This window comes from Streptomyces sp. NPDC046900 (assembly GCF_040644975.1).
Taxonomy (GTDB): domain Bacteria; phylum Actinomycetota; class Actinomycetes; order Streptomycetales; family Streptomycetaceae; genus Streptomyces.
The window spans coordinates 1-16,840 of the sequence record NZ_JBEYXD010000048.1; the positions used below are offsets into that span (position 1 = coordinate 1).

A 16,840-nucleotide genomic window follows, 5' to 3' on the forward strand; every position below is an offset into this window, starting at 1 on the left:
AGCGGCGATATGGCACAACTTCCAGACCGGCCAGGCGGTCAGCCGCTCACTGACCGCCTTCGATCACTGAACGTATTTGGACAGACTCGTCTAGGGGGAGGGACGGCCGTCGCGGTGTCGGGCTCCTCGGCTGCGAGGCATCACCGGCGCTGCAACCCGTGGCTCTCAGGGACGACGTCCAAGGCGGACGCTCATCCGCACGCCGCGCACCACCGGGCGGTCCGAAGCGCCGAGTCCGGCACGCGCGGCGGCATCCCACCCCCGAGACGGGCGTTCAGTCCCGACCCGGAGATCGCTCAGTCGGTGGCCCGAAAGATCAGAAGGGAGCGTGAGAAGGCCGCCGTCACTCGGCACCGTCTTGGTACGGACGCCGTTGCGGAAGTGCCGCTGCCGACGACGGCCGGGGCGTGCTTCCCGTGGCCGAGGTGGCCTGTGATCTCGCCTTCCAAAGCGGACTCCAGCACCCGCTTGCCGGCCGCTGCAGGAGTCCGCCCCGCGTCACTGCTTTTCGACGAAGAGTTCGGGGTGAGTCGTGAGTTCGACCCTCGTGCGGCGGATGTGCCCCGTGAGGTACCGCTCACCGTCTTCAGGATCACGGCGCCGCACGGCGTCGAGGATCAGCCGGTGTTCGGCGTTGACGATCGTGGCCCGGTCAGGGTCCGCGAGCACCATGAACGCGCGGCGATAGTGCTGGGTGGAGTTCCAGAGCCGCTCTGTCATGGCCAGCAGGTGGTCGCTGGGGCAACCCGCGTAGGTCGCCATGTGGAAGTCGCGGTCCAGGAGAAGGAACCGATTGACGTCGTTCTGATTCTCGATCTCGTCCTGGATGTGCTCCAGGTGGGCGAGGTGGCGATCCGTGAGATGGGGAAGACTCTCGGCCAGAGTCAGCGGTTCGAGTCGCTCGCGCATCCGGTAGTACGTGTTCACGTCCTCGAGGCTGAGCACAGGAACCCGCGACCCTCGGTTGGGGAACGACTCGGTGAGACCCTCGGACTCCAGGATCCGCAGCGCTTCGCGGACCGGGATCCGGCTCGCGCCGAGGCGCTCCGCGAGTTCATCCTGGCGCAGCCACGTGCCGGGAGTCAGCTCGCCGGCGAGGATCTCCTCGCGGAGGATGCCGGCGATGCGCTGACTCCTGACGCTGTCCGACCCGCGCGGATCGCGAGCGTGCTCAGGAGTCAAGAGCGGTCACCTCTGAACTTTGACGGGTCGTGGTCGAAGGCCTTGCCGCCAGGATAGGACACGAGCTCGAACTGCATTCCCCACGGTGAGAGGAAGTAGACCCACCGCTGCCCCTCTGACGGTCCGGCGCTGACGGTCGGGTCGCCCAGCACGGGAACGTCCCTCGCTTTCAAGAACGACACGGCTTCGTCCAGGTCTTCGACGTACAGCGCGACATGGTGACCGCCGACGTCGCTGTTGCGCGGGACGACCTTCTTCTGCCCGTCCGCTTGGTACTCGAAGACCTCGAACACAGCCTGCTCGCCGCACCGGTAGAAGCGGAGTTGGCGCATGACTGTGCGCGCGTCCACGTTCAGGTGCTCCGTCATCCAGTCGTCTGCCCCGCTGAACGGGCCGAGCGAGTACAGGTACTCACAACCCAGGACGTCCACGAGCCACGTGTGCGCTTGGTCCAGGTCCGGCACGGTGAATCCGATGTGATCCAGGCGCACGAGGCCGGGTAGAGCCATGATCTTCCTCCTTTGGATACAAACGCGTCCTCATGATGGCGCCGATGTTGCCAGAAGTCGAGCAATCCCTTGTGATTGGATCCAACTATGTGGCAGTGTGCGTTGCACTGTGGCCGATTGAAGGAGGCTCCCGATGCCTGCGGAACACCCACTCGAAGCGAACGCCGCGTGGTCGGAGTTCGTCGTCACCCAGGACGACTGGGACGCCGCGGCTCCAGAACTCCTGACAGGCATGTTCAGCCAACTGGTGCTGATCCGGACCTTCGAGGAGTACGTCCTGGAGCTTGCCGCGGACGGGCTCATCCACGGCCCCGCGCACTCCAGCATCGGTCAGGAGGGCGGCGCGGTCGGCGCGTGCTTCGCCCTTACCTCAGAGGACACCGTGAACGGGTCGCATCGCGGCCATCACCAGTTCCTCGCCAAGGCGCTTGCCCATCTGTACTCAAAAGGTATAGATCCGACAAAGCCGTTCCCTGAGGATGTACGGGCCGTACTCCTGCGCAGCCTGCGCGAAATCTGCGGACTGGACCAGGGCTTCAGCCACGGTCGAGGCGGCAGCATGCACCTCCAGTGGCACGAGGCCGGCGCCATCGGGACCAACGCGATCGTCGGCGGCGGGGTACCGCTCGCCGCCGGATCCGCGTGGGCCCACAAGCAGGCCGGCACTGACGCGGTGACCTTCACGTTCTTCGGCGACGGCGCGATCAACATCGGATCCACGCTGGAGAGCTTCAATCTTGCGGCGGCGTGGTCGCTGCCCTTGTGCTTCTTCGTCGAGAACAACCTGTACGCCGTCTCCACCCACGTGTCCGAAGTCACCGCCGAGCCAAGGCTGTCCGGCCGCGGGCCGGGCTTCGGCATCCGGAGCTGGAAGGTCGACGGCATGGATCCGCTGGCCGTGTACCTCGTGACGCAACAGGCCCTCGCCCATATGCGCAACGGCAACGGTCCGACCATGATCGAAGCCGATGTGTACCGCTACTTCCACCAGAACGGCCCCTTCCCCGGCTCGGCGTTCCGGTATCGCACCAAGGAAGAGGAAGCGCAGTGGCGTGGTCGGGATCCGATCGACACCATGGTGGGACACCTGGTGCGACGCAGAATCCTCACCAAGAAGGCGGTTGCGGAGACGATCAAGCACGCCAAGGCGCTGATGTCGGAACTCGGCGACGTCCTGCTGGAACCGCGGCCGGGCGGCAAACCCGGTGAGCGACGCATCCGGCCCTCGGAATGGCCGGACCCGGCGTTCGTCGACCAAGGCATCCGGGGCGACCTGTCGGAGCTGTCCGGCATCGAGTTCACCGACGCCGAAGACTTCGCCGACGGCTTGACCGATGTCAAGTTCATCGGCGCCGTCGCCGAAGTGATGGGACGCCGCCTGGAGACCGACCCGCGCGTCGTGGTGATGGGAGAGGACGTACACAAGCTCAACGGCGGCACCAACGGTGCCACCCGCGGCCTGAGCGAGACGTTCCCCGACCGCGTACTCGGGACCCCGATCTCGGAGAACGCGTTCGCCGGCCTCGGCGGTGGTCTGGCTCTGGACGGCCGGTTCCGCCCGATCGTCGAGTTCATGTACGCCGACTTCATGTGGGTGGCGGCAGACCAGCTGTTCAACCAGATCGGAAAAGCCCGCCACATGTTCGGCGGTGAGGGCAAGGTGCCGTTCGTCCTGCGCAGCAAGGTCGCCACCGGTACGGGCTACGGATCGCAGCACTCGATGGACCCGGCCGGCATCTTCGCGACGGCACCGGGCTGGCGCATAGTCGCTCCGTCGACGCCGTTCGACTATGTCGGCCTGATGAACACGGCCCTGGCCTGTGATGACCCGGTCGTGGTCCTCGAGCACGTGGATCTGTACAACTCCACCGGACCCGGACTGCCGGAGAACTACGACCACTACCTTCCCGTCGGCAAGGCAGCCGTACGCCGCGAAGGAGCGGCCCTCACCATCCTCACCTACCTGGCGATGACGCCCGCCGTTCTGGCCGCCGTCGAACAGACGGGAGTGGACGCCGAGGTCATCGACCTGCGCTGGCTGGACCGGGCCAGCCTGGACTGGGAGACGATCACCCAATCGGTGATGAAGACCAACAACGTGCTCATCGCCGAGCAGGGCGCCATCGGCACCTCCTACGGCGGCTGGCTCTCGGACGAGATCCAACGCCGGCTGTTCGACTGGCTCGACGCCCCGATCGAGCGCGTGACGGGTGGCGAGGCGTCGCCGAGCATCAGCAAGGTACTGGAGCGTGCCGCGTTCGCCTCCACGGAGGAAGTCGTCGCCAAGCTCCGCGAGATCACGCAGGGGCAGAACAATGGCTGAGATCATGCGCATGCCCGAGGTCGCCGCCAACACACCGGAGGCGATCCTGCAAGCCTGGAACGTCGGCTTGAACACCCCTTATGCAGCCGGCGACCCGATCGTCACGGTGGAGACCGAGAAAGCCGCGGTCGACGTGGAAGCCGAGAGCGACGGCGTACTCCTGCGCCTCCTGGTGGAAGCGGGCACGACAGTGGCGGTGGGTACACCGATCGCAGTCTGGGGGGCAAAGGACGAGTCGACGTCCGCGGTGGACGCCCTGGTGGCTTCGCTGGGTACCGGTGAAGCGCCGACGACGGCGTCCACCACTTCGCCAACGGCGCCGGAAGAACCCGCGACGCCGGCGGGCACGGTCGCTCCGGCGCCCACCGTGGCCGCGCGGGACAACAGCGAGCGCATCTTCGCCAGCCCGCTGGCGCGACGCCTCGCGCGCGAACTCGGAGTCGATCTGAACGCCGTGGTGGGGAGCGGCCCGCACGGGCGAATCCGGCGCGCCGACATCGAAGCAGCCACCGCCACGGTGGAGCCGGAGCAAACGTTGCCGGCCCATACCGGGGCAGAGATCCCGAGAAACGGGACTTCGGCGGTCGGGCCGCGATTCGTGGACGTGCCCAACACGCGGATGAGGACGGCAATCGCCCGCCGGCTGACGGAGAGCAAGCAGAACACGCCGCACTTCTATCTGCGCGCCGGCGCACGCGTCGACGCATTGCTTGAGCTGCGGAAACAGATCAACGCCGGCCAGGGCGTGAAGGTGTCGATCAACGACCTGCTCATCAAGGCGATCGCGTCCGCGCACATGAGCGTTCCCGCGATGAACGCACAGTGGAACGACACCTCGATCCGGCACTTCTCGGACGTCGACATCGCTGTGGCCGTCGCCACCGACGGCGGTTTGGTCACCCCGGTGGTCCGCGGCGTGGACTCCCTGTCGATGAGCGGCGTAGCCAAGGCGACGAAGGACCTGATCGCCCGTGCGAAGGAACGCCGGCTCCAGCAGGACGAACTGGAAGGCGGCACGATCACGATCACCAACCTCGGCATGTACGGCACCGAGGACTTCGCAGCGATCATCAACCCGCCACAGGCCGCGATCCTGGCCGTCGGCGCCGTGCGGCAGGAGGCAGTCGTCGACGAGGGTGCGATCAACATCGCGTCCGTTCTGCGTCTGACCCTCGCCGTCGACCACCGGTCGGTGGACGGCGCCACTGCGGCCGAGTGGATGAAGGCGTTCGTGGACGTTCTCGAGCACCCGCTCCGGATCCTGCTCTGAGTACCGGCGAACTCGAAGCCGCGGAGCGCGCACCCCGACCGAGACCACGATCGGCCTCGTGATCCTCGCCGCTGGATCAGGCGGCTACAGGGCCGCGCTGCGCGGTGCGGAGCCGGGCTTCGGCGGTGCCCTCGTCGAGGAGAGGTAGTTCACCACAGAGAAAAACGCCGGCCTCGCCCCGGCCGGTGCCGGCGGCTGATGCCCGGGGGTATGCAGCGGGTCGCCCACGACTGCCTACGCATGGGTACCACAACGCTGTTCACCCGGGCCCGGACAAGTCGTCGAGACTGTCCGGGAGCCGGTCAGCCAGGTGGGACCACCGGGCGTCAGCCGGGGTGCGGTGCACACTCACCACACCAGCATGGCGTGGTCGTCCTCTGAGCGTGGGGATGTACGTACGAGGGCGTTGTCAGTGGTGACAGGCAGGATGACGGACATGACGACACCCGTTGCGCAGATCGTGGATACCGCCGCCTACGTGCAGGCGGTAGCAGACGCAGTGAAGGCCGCGGCCGCTTACTACGCGGGCGGTACCTCGCCCTTGGATGACGAGGCGTACGACCGGCTGGTGCGGGCGATCTCCGCGTGGGAGGCCGATCATCCCGACCAGGTGCTGCCCGACTCGCCGACCGGCAAGGTCGCCGGCGGCGCGGCCGAGGGCGACGTGCCGCACACAGTGGCGATGCTGAGCCTGGACAACGTGTTCTCGCCGGAGCAGTTCGCTGCCTGGACGGCCTCGCTGGCCCGAAGGATCGGCCATGAGGCGGAACGCTTCAGCGTCGAGCCGAAGCTCGACGGGCTTGCCATCGCCGCCCGCTACTCCCAGGGCCGGCTGGCCCGGCTGATCACCCGTGGCGACGGGACAGCCGGGGAGGACGTCTCACACGCGACAGGCACCATCGAGGGCCTCCCGGACGAGCTGGCCGAGCCGGTCACGCTGGAAGTACGGGGCGAAGTACTGATGACCACCGCCCAGTTCGAGCATGCCAACGAGGTGCGCACCGCACACGGCGGGCAGCCGTTCGCGAATCCGCGCAACGCCGCTGCAGGCACGCTGCGTGCCAAGGACCGTGCGTACACGGTGCCGATGACGTTCTTCGGCTACGGCCTGCTGCCGCTGCCCGACACCGGCGACGTCCTGGCCGAGCGGCTTACCGCCCTCGCGCACAGTGAGCTGATGGCCCTGGCCGCCGAGCTCGGTGTGAACACGACCGCCACCACCCTGGTGCCTGGCGTCACGGCTACCACCGACGACGACGTGCTCACCCGCATCAAGGAGCTCGCCGCGCTGCGCGCCGAGCTGCCATTCGGTATCGACGGCATCGTCATCAAGGCCGACCTCGCAGCCGATCAGCAGGCCGCGGGCTCCGGATCGCGGGCCCCACGGTGGGCTATCGCCTACAAGCTGCCGGCCGTCGAGAAGATCACCCGGCTGCTCGAAGTGGAGTGGAACGTGGGCCGCACCGGCATCATCGCCCCACGCGGCGTCCTGGAACCGGTCGAGATCGACGGCTCCACCGTCACCTACGCCACGCTCCACAACCCGGCCGACATCACCCGCCGCGACCTGCGCCTGGGCGACCACGTCATGGTCCACCGCGCCGGCGACGTCATCCCCCGCATCGAGGCCCCGGTCGCCCACCTGCGCACCGGCGACGAGAAGCCGATCATCTTCCCGGAGGTGTGCCCACGCTGCGGCTCGGGCATCGACACCAGCCAGGAGCGCTGGCGGTGCGAGCAGGGCCGCAACTGCCACCTGGTCGCCTCCCTCACCTACGCCGCGGGCCGCGACCAGCTCGACATCGAAGGCCTGGGCGCCACCCGCGTCGTGCAGCTCGTCGAGGCCGACCTGGTCACCGATCTCGCCGACCTGTTCACCCTGACTCGCGACCAGCTTCTCGGGCTGGAACGGATGGGCGCCGCCAGTACCGACAACCTGCTGGCCGCCCTGGCCGCGGCCAAGACGCGGCCGCTGTCGCGGGTGCTGTGCGCCCTTGGTGTTCGCGGCACGGGCCGCTCCATGTCCCGCCGCATCGCCCGACACTTCGCAACCATGGACAACATCCGTGCCGCGGACGCCGACGCCCTGCAGCAAGTCGAAGGCATCGGCGCCGAAAAGGCACCCGCCATCGTCGCCGAACTTGGCGAACTCGCCGGGCTGATCCACAAACTCGCAGCAGCCGGGGTGAACATGACCGAACCCGGCGCCACTCCCCCGTCGGCAGCCGCCGACGACACCACCCGGACCGCCAAAGGCCCAGACGGCGTCCCGGCCGGCGGTCCGCTCGCCGGGGTGACCGTCGTGGTCACCGGCGCAATGACCGGGCCGCTGGAGCCGCTCAGCCGCAACCAGATGAACGAACTCATCGAACGGGCCGGCGGCCGCTCCTCCTCCAGCGTGTCCAAGAAGACCACCCTGGTGGTCGCCGGCGAGAACGCCGGGTCCAAGCGCGCAAAAGCCGAAGACCTCGGCGTCCGCCTCGCCACACCCGACGAATTCGCCGCGCTCGTCGCCGACTATCTCAACTGACACCGGCCGGTGGGCGGCCAAGAGTGTCGCCTTCCCGGCGCCTGCAGGTGCGGAAAGACGATCGGCGGCTCGGTAGCGGCGTCCGGTCGGGGCACGAGGCGGGGGCGTTCCTGAAGGTGAGGGGCCGCGGCGGTGGTTGGAGTTTGAACTCCTGGACGACAGGCCGCATTGCCCCTCCTCCAGTGCGATGGCGATTCTTCGGCGCCTTCGGCGTCCGAGCGAGGGCCGTGCACCCAAGGCCGGGACTTCGACGGCCTCACACCCGTGACCATGACCCAATGAGGCCGGCGATGCCCTTAGGTCATGGCGCAGAACGCGCCCGCGAAGTGCACCAGCGGCCGGGCTGCCACCTGGTGCTCGAAGTGTCGGGCGTCGCCGACGAAAATGGTGTGGTCCCCTCCGGGGAGTGCCGCCGACACATCGCACACGACACAGGCGATGGCGTCCTTCAGCACCGGAACACCGTGCTCCTCGCTGATACTCACGCCTGCGAACTTGTCCTTCTTGGAGGTCGCGAAGTTCTTGGCGAGCGCTTGACTGCCTTCCCCAAGGATGTTGACGGCGAATCGTCCGTGCTCGGCGATCGCGCTACAGGTGAAGAGGTGGTTGCTGACGCAGATGATCAGCTGCATCGGGTCCATCGAAAGGGACGTGACGGCACTGACCGTTATGCCGATGGGAGCGTCCCCCGACCGGGTGGTGATGACACTGACCCCCGAGGCGAGTCGGCTCATCGTGGCCCGGAAGGCGTCCCTCATGTCAAGGGTTTGGGGCATCTCAAGGCTCTCGGACATCGGTAGACCTCCCTGAAGATTGATCTGAGCCCTTTGGCGGGTGAGTTGCAGCGTGCTCCAGTGCTCACTGATGGCGGGAAAACTGATGTGATCCATGCAGCGAAGCGGGTATTGCGTGTGTTCCGAGTGGTGGCGGCGGGTCAATGCCTCAGCCGGCCCACCAGGTCCCTGATCTCTGTCGAGGGCTGTACGCTCCGGTCGGCCGGAAGCCTTGGCATTGGGATCCGCCTTTCACCACAGGCAACGCCCACCGGCGAGGGCTCAGCCCTGCTCGGGGGCGAGAACGAAGGTGTGCCGCAGCAGGGTGTAGGGCTGGTCCGTGCGGTCGCTGTACGGTCCGGTTCCGGCTTCGTAGGAGGCGAAATCGGCCACGAGCGAGTCCTTGACGCCGAAGACCGGGTCCTGCTCCAGGTACGGGTCGTCGGAGGGAAACAGCATCGTCGTCACCCGCTGGAAGCCGGGCGCGTCGATGAGCACGTGGACATGAGCAGGGCGCATCAAGGACCGGTCCGCGGCCCGCATGAGCTCGCCCACCGTTCCGTCCCCCGGAATCGGGTAGCTCGCCGGACGGATGGAACGAAAGGCGAAGCCACCCTCGCCCTCACTCCGCAGCAGGGCACGCATCGCGGTCTCCTGCAGGCCCGGGACATCGACGTCGTAGTGGCCGTCGGAGTCGCTGTGCCACACGTCGACAGCCGCGCCGACGACCGGCTCGCCCTTGTGATCGGTCACCAGACCCTCGAAGAAGAGCGGGATACCCGTGAGGCCCGCGGAGATGTCAGCGGCGTGGGAGTGCTCCGGCCGATCCTCGCGGAAGTAGGGGCCGAGGACGCTGTTCTCGGTGGCCACGGACTCGCGCTGGTGGTTCAGCGCGTCCACCAGCATGGTGACGCCCAGGACATCGGAGAGCAGGATGAACTCCTGCCGCGTCGGGCTGCACAGGTGACCGGTGCGGGTGAGGAAGTCGATGCCGGTGGCCCACTCCTCCTCGGTCAGGGCGACTTCGCGGACGAAGGCATGGGCGTGACGGACGAGCGCCTCGAGAATCCTGGCCGTACGGGGGTCCTTGACGCCGTCCAAGGTGGCGATCACCTCATGGGTGATGGATTCACTGTTGAGGTCACGCATGAAGGTGCTCCCTGGTCATGAAGTTGTCGTGGTGGAAAGCGCGCAGGAGAGGATCAGACTGCGGGGCGTTCGCCGGCCCATGCCCGGGTCAACAGCGCCCTGGCCGATGAGCGGTCCACCGGGCGCGGATTCCAGTAGGCGTTCTGGACGATCAGGTCGGCTGCTTGATCGATCCCCGCTTCCGGCATGCCGAGGTCCCTCAGGGCGCGCGGGGCACCGAGTTCTCCGACGAAGTCGAAGAGCGCGGCCGCTGTACCGTCCTCGGAGCCGGGAAGCGTGCGTGCGACGCGCTCGACGGCATCGAGCGCGGCTGCCGCGTTGAAGGCGAGGACATGCGGAAGCACCACCGCGTGCGTCTCGGCATGGGGCAGATTGAACGTGCCACCCAGCACATGGCACACCTTGTGATGCAGTGCCGTCCCGACTGACCCGAGGCAGGCACCGGCCAGCCAAGCGCCGTACAGTGCCCCGGCGCGTGCCTCCGGGTCGTCCGGTCGCCGTACCACCGCGGGCAGGGAACGGATCAGTGCGTCGACCGCCTCACCGGCCATGAGGTTCGCGATGGGATCGTGGTCCTGTCCGTAGAGCGCCTCCACCGCGTGCGCCAGGGCGTTGACGCCGCTGACCGCAGCCACGGCGGAAGGAAGCGTCAGCGTCAGGTCGACGTCGTACACCACGGTCCTGGGGAGGACCTCGGGCAGTCGTCGCGTGGTCTTGCGGCCGCCTTCGGTCTCCCCCAGGATCGGCGTCATCTCCGATCCCGCGTACGTCGTGGGCAGCGCCAGTTGCGGAAGTCCGGTCCTGGCCGCGATGGCCTTGCCGAGACCGGTCGTGGATCCTCCTCCGACGGTGAGCACGCCATCGGCCTTGACCGACTGGACGTACGCCACCGCCTTCTCCGTGACCTCGACCGGTGTATGCATGGTCGCCTCGGTGAAGTGCCCGACCGTCGCTGCGCCCAGGAGGTCACCCAATTCGGCAGCCTGCTCCGCCTGGTTCGGGGTGGACAGCATCACCATGCGCTCGCAGCCCATGAGCACGACTTCGTCGGAGATACGGCTGCGTGTCCTCCTGCCGAACACCACTTTGGTGACTGGTCCCCGATGAACGAACGCTTTCATCCGAATTCCTCACTCTGACACCGACTCATGCCTTCCAGAAGCCGTAGCGTGGCGGGGCTCAGCGGTTCCTGTCCGCGTTCAGCGGCACCTCACCCCACTACCGACCCCGCGCCACCTGCTCACCGCCCCCGGCCACCGAGCCGCAATGACCATCCGCTTCGCCAACTGCGGCGCAGTCAGCCAGACCGCGACGGCCTGTTCCCGAGCCAACGCCCCAGGCCGACCACGACCTTGCCCACCGTCCGGCATTCACACTGCCGACAACGTGACAACGCCCGTTGAGGACATCCAAACCGCGTTCATGGACCGACTCCTGAATCGCCGGCGGGCGAAGCATGCTGCCGATGTGCTCGGCCCGCGGGATCCCGCGGGCCGAGCACATCGGGAGCGGTCACGCGTCCTGGGTCTTGATGTAGTCGGGCTGATCCTTGTCGTCCAGCGAGAAGCCCTGGTTGGCATCGGCGCCCCGAGCGCGCGCAGGCTCGGTAGCGACGGAAGTCACCGAGCCGAACAACTCCTTACGCTCGGCGACGGCGCGTGCGGTCATCTCGTCGGAGGTGCCGAGACCGACTGCCTCGCGGGCCAGTTCGGTGATCGAGCCGCCGGGGTCGGTCGAGATGCGCTGCATCGTCAGCAGCTTGATGAGGAACAACGGCGTGCCCTGGAACCTCTCGAACGACCTGAAGCGTCCGGCCCAGTCGCTGAGGAACCGGTCCTGGACAAACTTGAAGAGCCGCACCTTGTCGTGCGCGCTCAACGTCGTGCCGTGGAACATCTCCAGAAGCCTGGTGCCGATCCCGGGAACCTCGAAATCCTTCGCGCTCGGCGACAACACCGCTGAGCGGCCGCACATCTCCACGAGCTTCTCCGTCAGCCGGCCCACGTTCTCCAGGTAGTGCGCGCGGCCGAAGTCGTAGAAGATGTTGTTCGGCTTGCACAGCCCCCTGGGCGTCACGAACGCGGTCGCCTCCGAAGCGATGCTGAAGGCGCGCAGCGTCTCGTGGAAGCGGACGAGGTCGGCGAGGTCGGACCCCACGACCGGGTGTTGAGCCGTTCCGGTTGACTGTGCGATGAGGACCGCCAGTCCGGTCATGAGCTCCGCGTTGACGATCATGTGGTGCAGGGTGTCGGCATGCTCGAAATCGAACGTACGCTGCGCATACAACCTGGAGTGATCGACGTTGCCCAGGTGGTAGACGTGCTCCCACGGGATGAGGACGTCATCGAAGTACGTCATGGAGTCGAGCTCGTCGCCGAGGCTTGACAGCGGCCGCTCGAAGGCGGACTCGGCGGGTGTGGCGTTGGAACGGCGTCCCACGTGCGTGACCTTCGGGTGGTTCACGGGGACGCTCGCCCAGATGATGTGCTCCGGTTCTGTCCCGGGCTTCACTATGTTGCCGAGCAGTATCGTGTCGGCAAATATGACCGAGGTGGAGACCCCCTTCCAGCCTTCGACCACGATGCCTTCGTCATTGCGCTCCTTGACGCGGAGCATCGGGTTGCGTGCGGCCGCCTCGGGGTCCGAGCGGTCGCGCTGCACGTCGTTCAGCAGGGGGACCGTCCAGAGGTCCGCGTCACGGTTGGCCTCGAAGTCCGCGACGATGTTGCGGGCGAGGTCGACGGTCGCGGGCGTGTCCTTGGACAGCTCAGCCCAAGGGGCGGTGTCGTCCACGAGGGCGTACCAGTTGCCGTTGTTGCTCTGAGGGAGGCGGCCGAACGCGCCGCCGCCAAAGCTGCGGATCACCTGGTTGGCGTAGTCGCGCCGTCGTTCGAGGTCGTGCTGGTTTCGCGGATACAGCCAGCCGATCGGGCGTCGCGTGCCGTTCTCGTCGACGAAGGTCAGGGAGTCCTGGTTTTCGGGCTCGTGATGCAGGTCATAGAAGCGCGCGGCTTGCGCGGCGTAGCCACGGGTCAGAGGATGCGTTGTCACATCCTCGATGCGCTCACCGTCGATGATGACGTTGCGCCCGTCACGCAGATTTTCCAGGTACTCCGAACCGGTCCTCATGGTCATGCCTCCAGTTCTCCAGGGACGCGGCTCATCGTCGCGGCCACGGCGTTAACCGCCTGCGAAGAGGGTGTTAGCTTGGCGTTTAACCCCGATCGTGCATGAGGGTTCGTCAGCTCGCTGACGGACCCTTTCTGCTCGTCGGGAGCGGAGACATCTGTTTGTGGGCAGGTTGATGGCTACGCCAACGCGCTGCGCCGCCGGCAACCCCGGCCTGGGAACAGGCGGTATCGGGCCGATCGACCCGTCGGGGCGAGCTGGTCCAAGGCTAGACCGACGATACGGTCGTGGGGCTCGAGGGCGATGCGCTGTCCCAGAGGGCTTCGGTCAGCCATGGTGACAGGGCAGGCACAGGCCTCCCGGTGATCACAGAGCGTCGCAACTCCATGATCAACAGACCCTGTGCCTGTTCTACTACCGAGGTATCCCACCGCGCCTAGCGGCGCGAGCCCTTATCGGCGCAGTTGGGCGACAAGCCGGCGAACCTCGTCGGACGGCGCGACGCCGAGCTCCCTCATCCGTGCGACGTACCGCCGATAAAGCGCCAACGCTTCGTCATCGCTGCCGCTGGCATACTCAAGCTGGATCGCGAGCTGCCAGGCCTGCTCTCGGTAGGGATCGTCGCGGAGCACGTAATCAACCAGACCCTTCGCCTCACGAAGGCGGTTCAATCGAAAGGCCAACTTGGCTGCGTCGACTCTGGCCGACAGCAGGATCCCGGTCAGAGCCACGCGACGCTCCGCGACCCATTTGCCTGACATTGTTGCCAGAAAAGTGCCCCTCTCTGCGCCCCTGAGGGCGTGCAGGAGCGTCTGGAGTCGCACCTCTCCGTCTTGCCTTCCGGCTTGCGCGACGATGTCAACAGCTCGCTGAGCCGAGCCCATCGCCAGCTCCGGGCCGACCAAACTGAAGACATCCCCGTCCTGCGACGGTCCAAGGTCTGCGGGTAGCGCCTGGCGGAGCCGGAAGAGGGCCTGGCGCAGATAGCTTCGGCTGGCAGCATCGTTGCGGCCGCCGAAGAGCGCGCCGAGAAGCTCATCGCGTGTGGCCCTCCGGTCAGGGCTTCCGAGTAGATAACTGAGCAGCTCCACACTCTTCGTCAGGCGGGGCTGGACCACGTTTCCGTCGACCGTGAGGGTCGGCTCTCCGAACTCCTCGAGGACAAGACGTGGCGCACTCACATTCACGCGCACGGGATGCTGGCCCGAGAGCACGTCGAGGACCTCGTGACAGTGCGACATGCGACTGGACTTGGTGTCCGCCGCCCTGGACGCAACCGATGGCATGTCCGCCAACGCCGTCAGCAGCAAGTGCTGAGTCCCGTGGGCCGAGGCAGAGACGAAGGCCAGCTCTGCCGTGGCGTCGGACTCATCCTCGAGGCCGAGCCGCCATTGCGCCTCGGCCAGGTACACCGCAGCCGTCGGGAGCTCGAGCTGGCGGTCTCCTTTCTGCATACTCAGCAGGCATGCCGAGAGATGCTCCTGCGCCTCAGCATCTCTGCCTTGCAGCAGCATGGAAAGACCCGTCCAAAGCTGCCACCCCTCGCGCGTCAGGGCATAGTCCGAGACACCGTTGGCAGCCGCGGCCGCCAGCACGCGGTCGGCACGTTGCCTGTTGCCTTCGAGGCGCAGCCACAGCTTGGCTTCAGCGAGAAGGCTCATGTTCTGAAACACCTTCGAGCCTGTTGACGCAATGAGGTCCCGCCCCCGTTTGAGCAAGGCCCAGGCTTCTTCTCCGCGGCCGAGGTCCAGCATGAGATCGACGGCGTCGACGGCATGCAACCAGACCGGCTGCGACGAACTGCGACGAGGCTCGTACATGGCCATCGCTGCGTCCAAGCGCCCCGTGGCGCGCAGTGCGGCAACGACCCAGGGACCCCCGAGGACAGTGCGCCACGGGTCGAACGAGCCTGGGTCGTCGAGTCCGTCAAGGCGACCGCGGACGAAGGCCAGGCGCATCAGCAGACCGTCGACCGGGCCGGAGGGCATCGTTGAGTATTCCGGGAAGGGTGGCGGCTCCTCGCCGGTTGCGCCCGCGATCAGCGTGTCGGCGATGCGCCGGTTCCGACCAGGTGGCAGCTGGTCGCCGATGATTCGGGCCTCGGCGATCCGTCCTGAGTGCCAAAGGCACCAACAAGCCAGGACGCGGGCCTCCTCGGAGTCGGGAGCCCCCGGCTCTGGAAGCCAGTCATAGCCGTGCCGATCGATGAACTCAACTCCGCGACCCCATTGCTCCAGTGCAAAGGCAACGCGCAAGACGACGGATCCGATCTCCGGAGTCGGGGTCCGGACCGATGCACCCAGTGCATCGAGCCAACGTGCCGCCGGGGCGAAGTCCATCCGCGCAACCAGGCTTGGGAGGGCGGCGGCGGCCAACCGCCCGGCCGCCTCCACGTCGCCGAGCCGAAGCAGCTCGTCGACGGCCTCCTCGCGCGCGCCGTTGGCGATCAGGACTTCTGCGTATCTGCGACGCACCTCGCCGACCGTCTTGGCGTCCTCCCGCTCGAGAGCCACCTGTAGGAAGTCGCGGAACATGGGATGGGGTGTCATGCGCGAACCATCGGCGGACCACGTCACCGGAAGATATCGGCCCCGGAGGTCGGCCATGATGTGCGCTGCATTCTCCTGGCCCAGTGCTCGGGCTCCGTCAACCGATATCTCGTGCAACGGACTTGTATGAAGCAGGAACTTTCGTTCAGCCAGGGAAAGGGAGTTGAATATGTTGGCGGCGACGTAGGAGTGCAGTGAGTCGGGATCCAGCTCATGAGACCGGGCGTGGCGCCACCCCTTGAACAAGACGCCGGTTACCCATCCCCCTGTCGCGGCTACTGCCTGCTCGGGATCGACGTCGACGTCACCGACTGTTCGAAGGGCCGCGCTCGCCTCCTGGACGTCGAAGGCAAGGTCGGTCTCGACCAGCTCGCCGACCCGGTCGCGCTCGCTGGTCGAGCCCCAGTCGAGCTGGACGTCGACGCGCGAGATCAGTATGAGGTTCGCGTCGGACGGCAGGTAGCGGGCGAAGGAGGACAGCACCGCGGTGCAGCTCTCGTCGGAAGCGATTCGCTCCACGTTGTCGCAGACCACGATGAGCCGACTGCCCTGAAGGCTCTCGGCAAGCAATCCGGCTGCCTCGCCGATCTGAAGGCTGCTGCTCAGAGCATCCGAGGCGACATCCGCCGCACTGGAGACTATGTCCTCGACAGCCGCCTCGATATAGACGAGCAGACGCCCCGCCGCCCGCTCCGTCCCGTCGAGCGACACCCAGGCAACAGGCCTGTCGAGGTCGCGAACAGCCTGAACCACCGCGGTGGTCTTACCGGCACCGGCGGTGGCAAAGACTTTCACCACCGTGCGGCGGTCGAGCAGCTCGTGTATGCGTTGGCTGAGCCTCTGGCGGTGGACTACCTCTTTCGCAGGCTCGGGGATCGCGAGTTTGCGTCTGATGATCGTGCGGTGGTGGCGACCTGGTGTCTTCGGCACGCTCGATCGACCGGGCTCGGAATCAACCATCGGAGCAACTTCGAGGATGCCCGGAGGAGCAGACACATCTCCCGGCATCCCAGGCCATGTGTTCCGACATCGCCCTACCTCCGCGCTTCTTGGTGCTCCTCGGGACCTTACGTGAAGCGCCTCGGGTTCGGTAGAGACTGGAACATTCGAGTCATGGCACGACCCTCCGGCTACCCTGCTTGAGCCACCGCCGTGGGGTGGGCATGGTTGCCGACGTCCAGGCGACTACCCGAACGAGTCCCCCGGGTGGAAGGGCGGTCGCCCAGAAATTCGGGACGGCACCGAGCACGGCGACAGATCGCACCTTCCACCTACTACCCACAAGAAACGCCTGGCGCCCCCGTCCGCCCGCATAGCGCACGCACGTGCGGGGGTAGGCCGCCGGTAGCCGATCGGCTTGCCTCTTCGGCCCAGCGGACCGAACTCGTCTAATGGCCGAATACCCGGAAGGTGATCCTGCGGCGGC

General features: G+C 66.9%; 10 protein-coding genes and 1 pseudogene. 4 read left to right on the top strand and 7 right to left on the bottom strand.

Annotated elements, in window-relative coordinates; genetic code table 11:
* Positions 1-498: 498 nt before the first annotated feature.
* Positions 499-1,182, bottom strand: coding sequence for a GntR family transcriptional regulator (locus ABZ904_RS33180; RefSeq protein ID WP_359403053.1), 684 nt, complete (start codon positions 1,180-1,182; stop codon positions 499-501).
* Positions 1,179-1,691 carry a VOC family protein gene (locus ABZ904_RS33185; protein WP_361827495.1) on the bottom strand — a complete coding sequence of 171 codons (513 nt, stop codon included), beginning with the start codon at positions 1,689-1,691 and terminating at the stop codon, positions 1,179-1,181. Before ABZ904_RS33185 ends, ABZ904_RS33180 begins: the two co-directional genes overlap by 4 nt.
* A gap of 133 nt (positions 1,692-1,824) precedes the next feature.
* On the opposite strand from ABZ904_RS33185, the gene ABZ904_RS33190 reads away from it, so the two are divergent.
* From ABZ904_RS33190 to ligA, 3 genes are all read left to right on the top strand, one after another.
* Positions 1,825-4,014 (top strand): thiamine pyrophosphate-dependent enzyme, encoded by a 2,190-nt coding sequence (locus ABZ904_RS33190; RefSeq protein ID WP_361827498.1) that lies wholly within the window; start codon positions 1,825-1,827, stop codon positions 4,012-4,014.
* Positions 4,007-5,284 carry a dihydrolipoamide acetyltransferase family protein gene (locus tag ABZ904_RS33195; protein WP_361827501.1) on the top strand — a complete coding sequence of 426 codons (1,278 nt, stop codon included), beginning with the start codon at positions 4,007-4,009 and terminating at the stop codon, positions 5,282-5,284. Before ABZ904_RS33190 ends, ABZ904_RS33195 begins: the two co-directional genes overlap by 8 nt.
* 436 nt (positions 5,285-5,720) lie before the next feature.
* Positions 5,721-7,814: an NAD-dependent DNA ligase LigA gene (gene ligA, locus ABZ904_RS33200; protein WP_361827504.1), complete on the top strand. Its 2,094-nt coding sequence runs from the start codon at positions 5,721-5,723 to the stop codon at positions 7,812-7,814.
* Between the two features lie 296 nt (positions 7,815-8,110).
* On the opposite strand, the gene ABZ904_RS33205 is transcribed toward ligA, so the two are convergent.
* From ABZ904_RS33205 to ABZ904_RS33215, 3 genes are all read right to left on the bottom strand, one after another.
* Entirely contained in the window at positions 8,111-8,608 is a 498-nt protein-coding gene (locus tag ABZ904_RS33205) for a flavin reductase family protein (RefSeq protein ID WP_359403068.1), read from the bottom strand.
* 261 nt (positions 8,609-8,869) lie between these two features.
* On the bottom strand, positions 8,870-9,736 hold the full coding sequence (locus ABZ904_RS33210) for a dioxygenase (protein WP_361827507.1): 867 nt from the start codon (positions 9,734-9,736) through the stop codon (positions 8,870-8,872).
* A gap of 53 nt (positions 9,737-9,789) precedes the next feature.
* On the bottom strand, positions 9,790-10,857 hold the full coding sequence (locus tag ABZ904_RS33215; protein WP_361827510.1) for a maleylacetate reductase: 1,068 nt from the start codon (positions 10,855-10,857) through the stop codon (positions 9,790-9,792).
* A 50-nt stretch (positions 10,858-10,907) separates the two neighbouring features.
* Between ABZ904_RS33215 and ABZ904_RS33220 the strand changes: the two are divergent.
* Positions 10,908-11,020 (top strand): annotated as a pseudogene (locus ABZ904_RS33220) (IS6 family transposase); the annotation flags it as partial.
* 228 nt (positions 11,021-11,248) lie between these two features.
* Here ABZ904_RS33220 and ABZ904_RS33225 read toward each other — a convergent pair.
* Complete coding sequence (locus ABZ904_RS33225; RefSeq protein ID WP_360999055.1) at positions 11,249-12,871, bottom strand: 4-hydroxyphenylacetate 3-hydroxylase N-terminal domain-containing protein; 1,623 nt, start codon at positions 12,869-12,871, stop codon at positions 11,249-11,251.
* Positions 12,872-13,317: 446 nt separating this feature from the next.
* A complete protein-coding gene (locus ABZ904_RS33230; RefSeq protein WP_360999057.1) occupies positions 13,318-16,374 on the bottom strand; it encodes a BTAD domain-containing putative transcriptional regulator in 3,057 nt (1,018 codons plus the stop codon).
* Positions 16,375-16,840 lie beyond the last annotated feature (466 nt).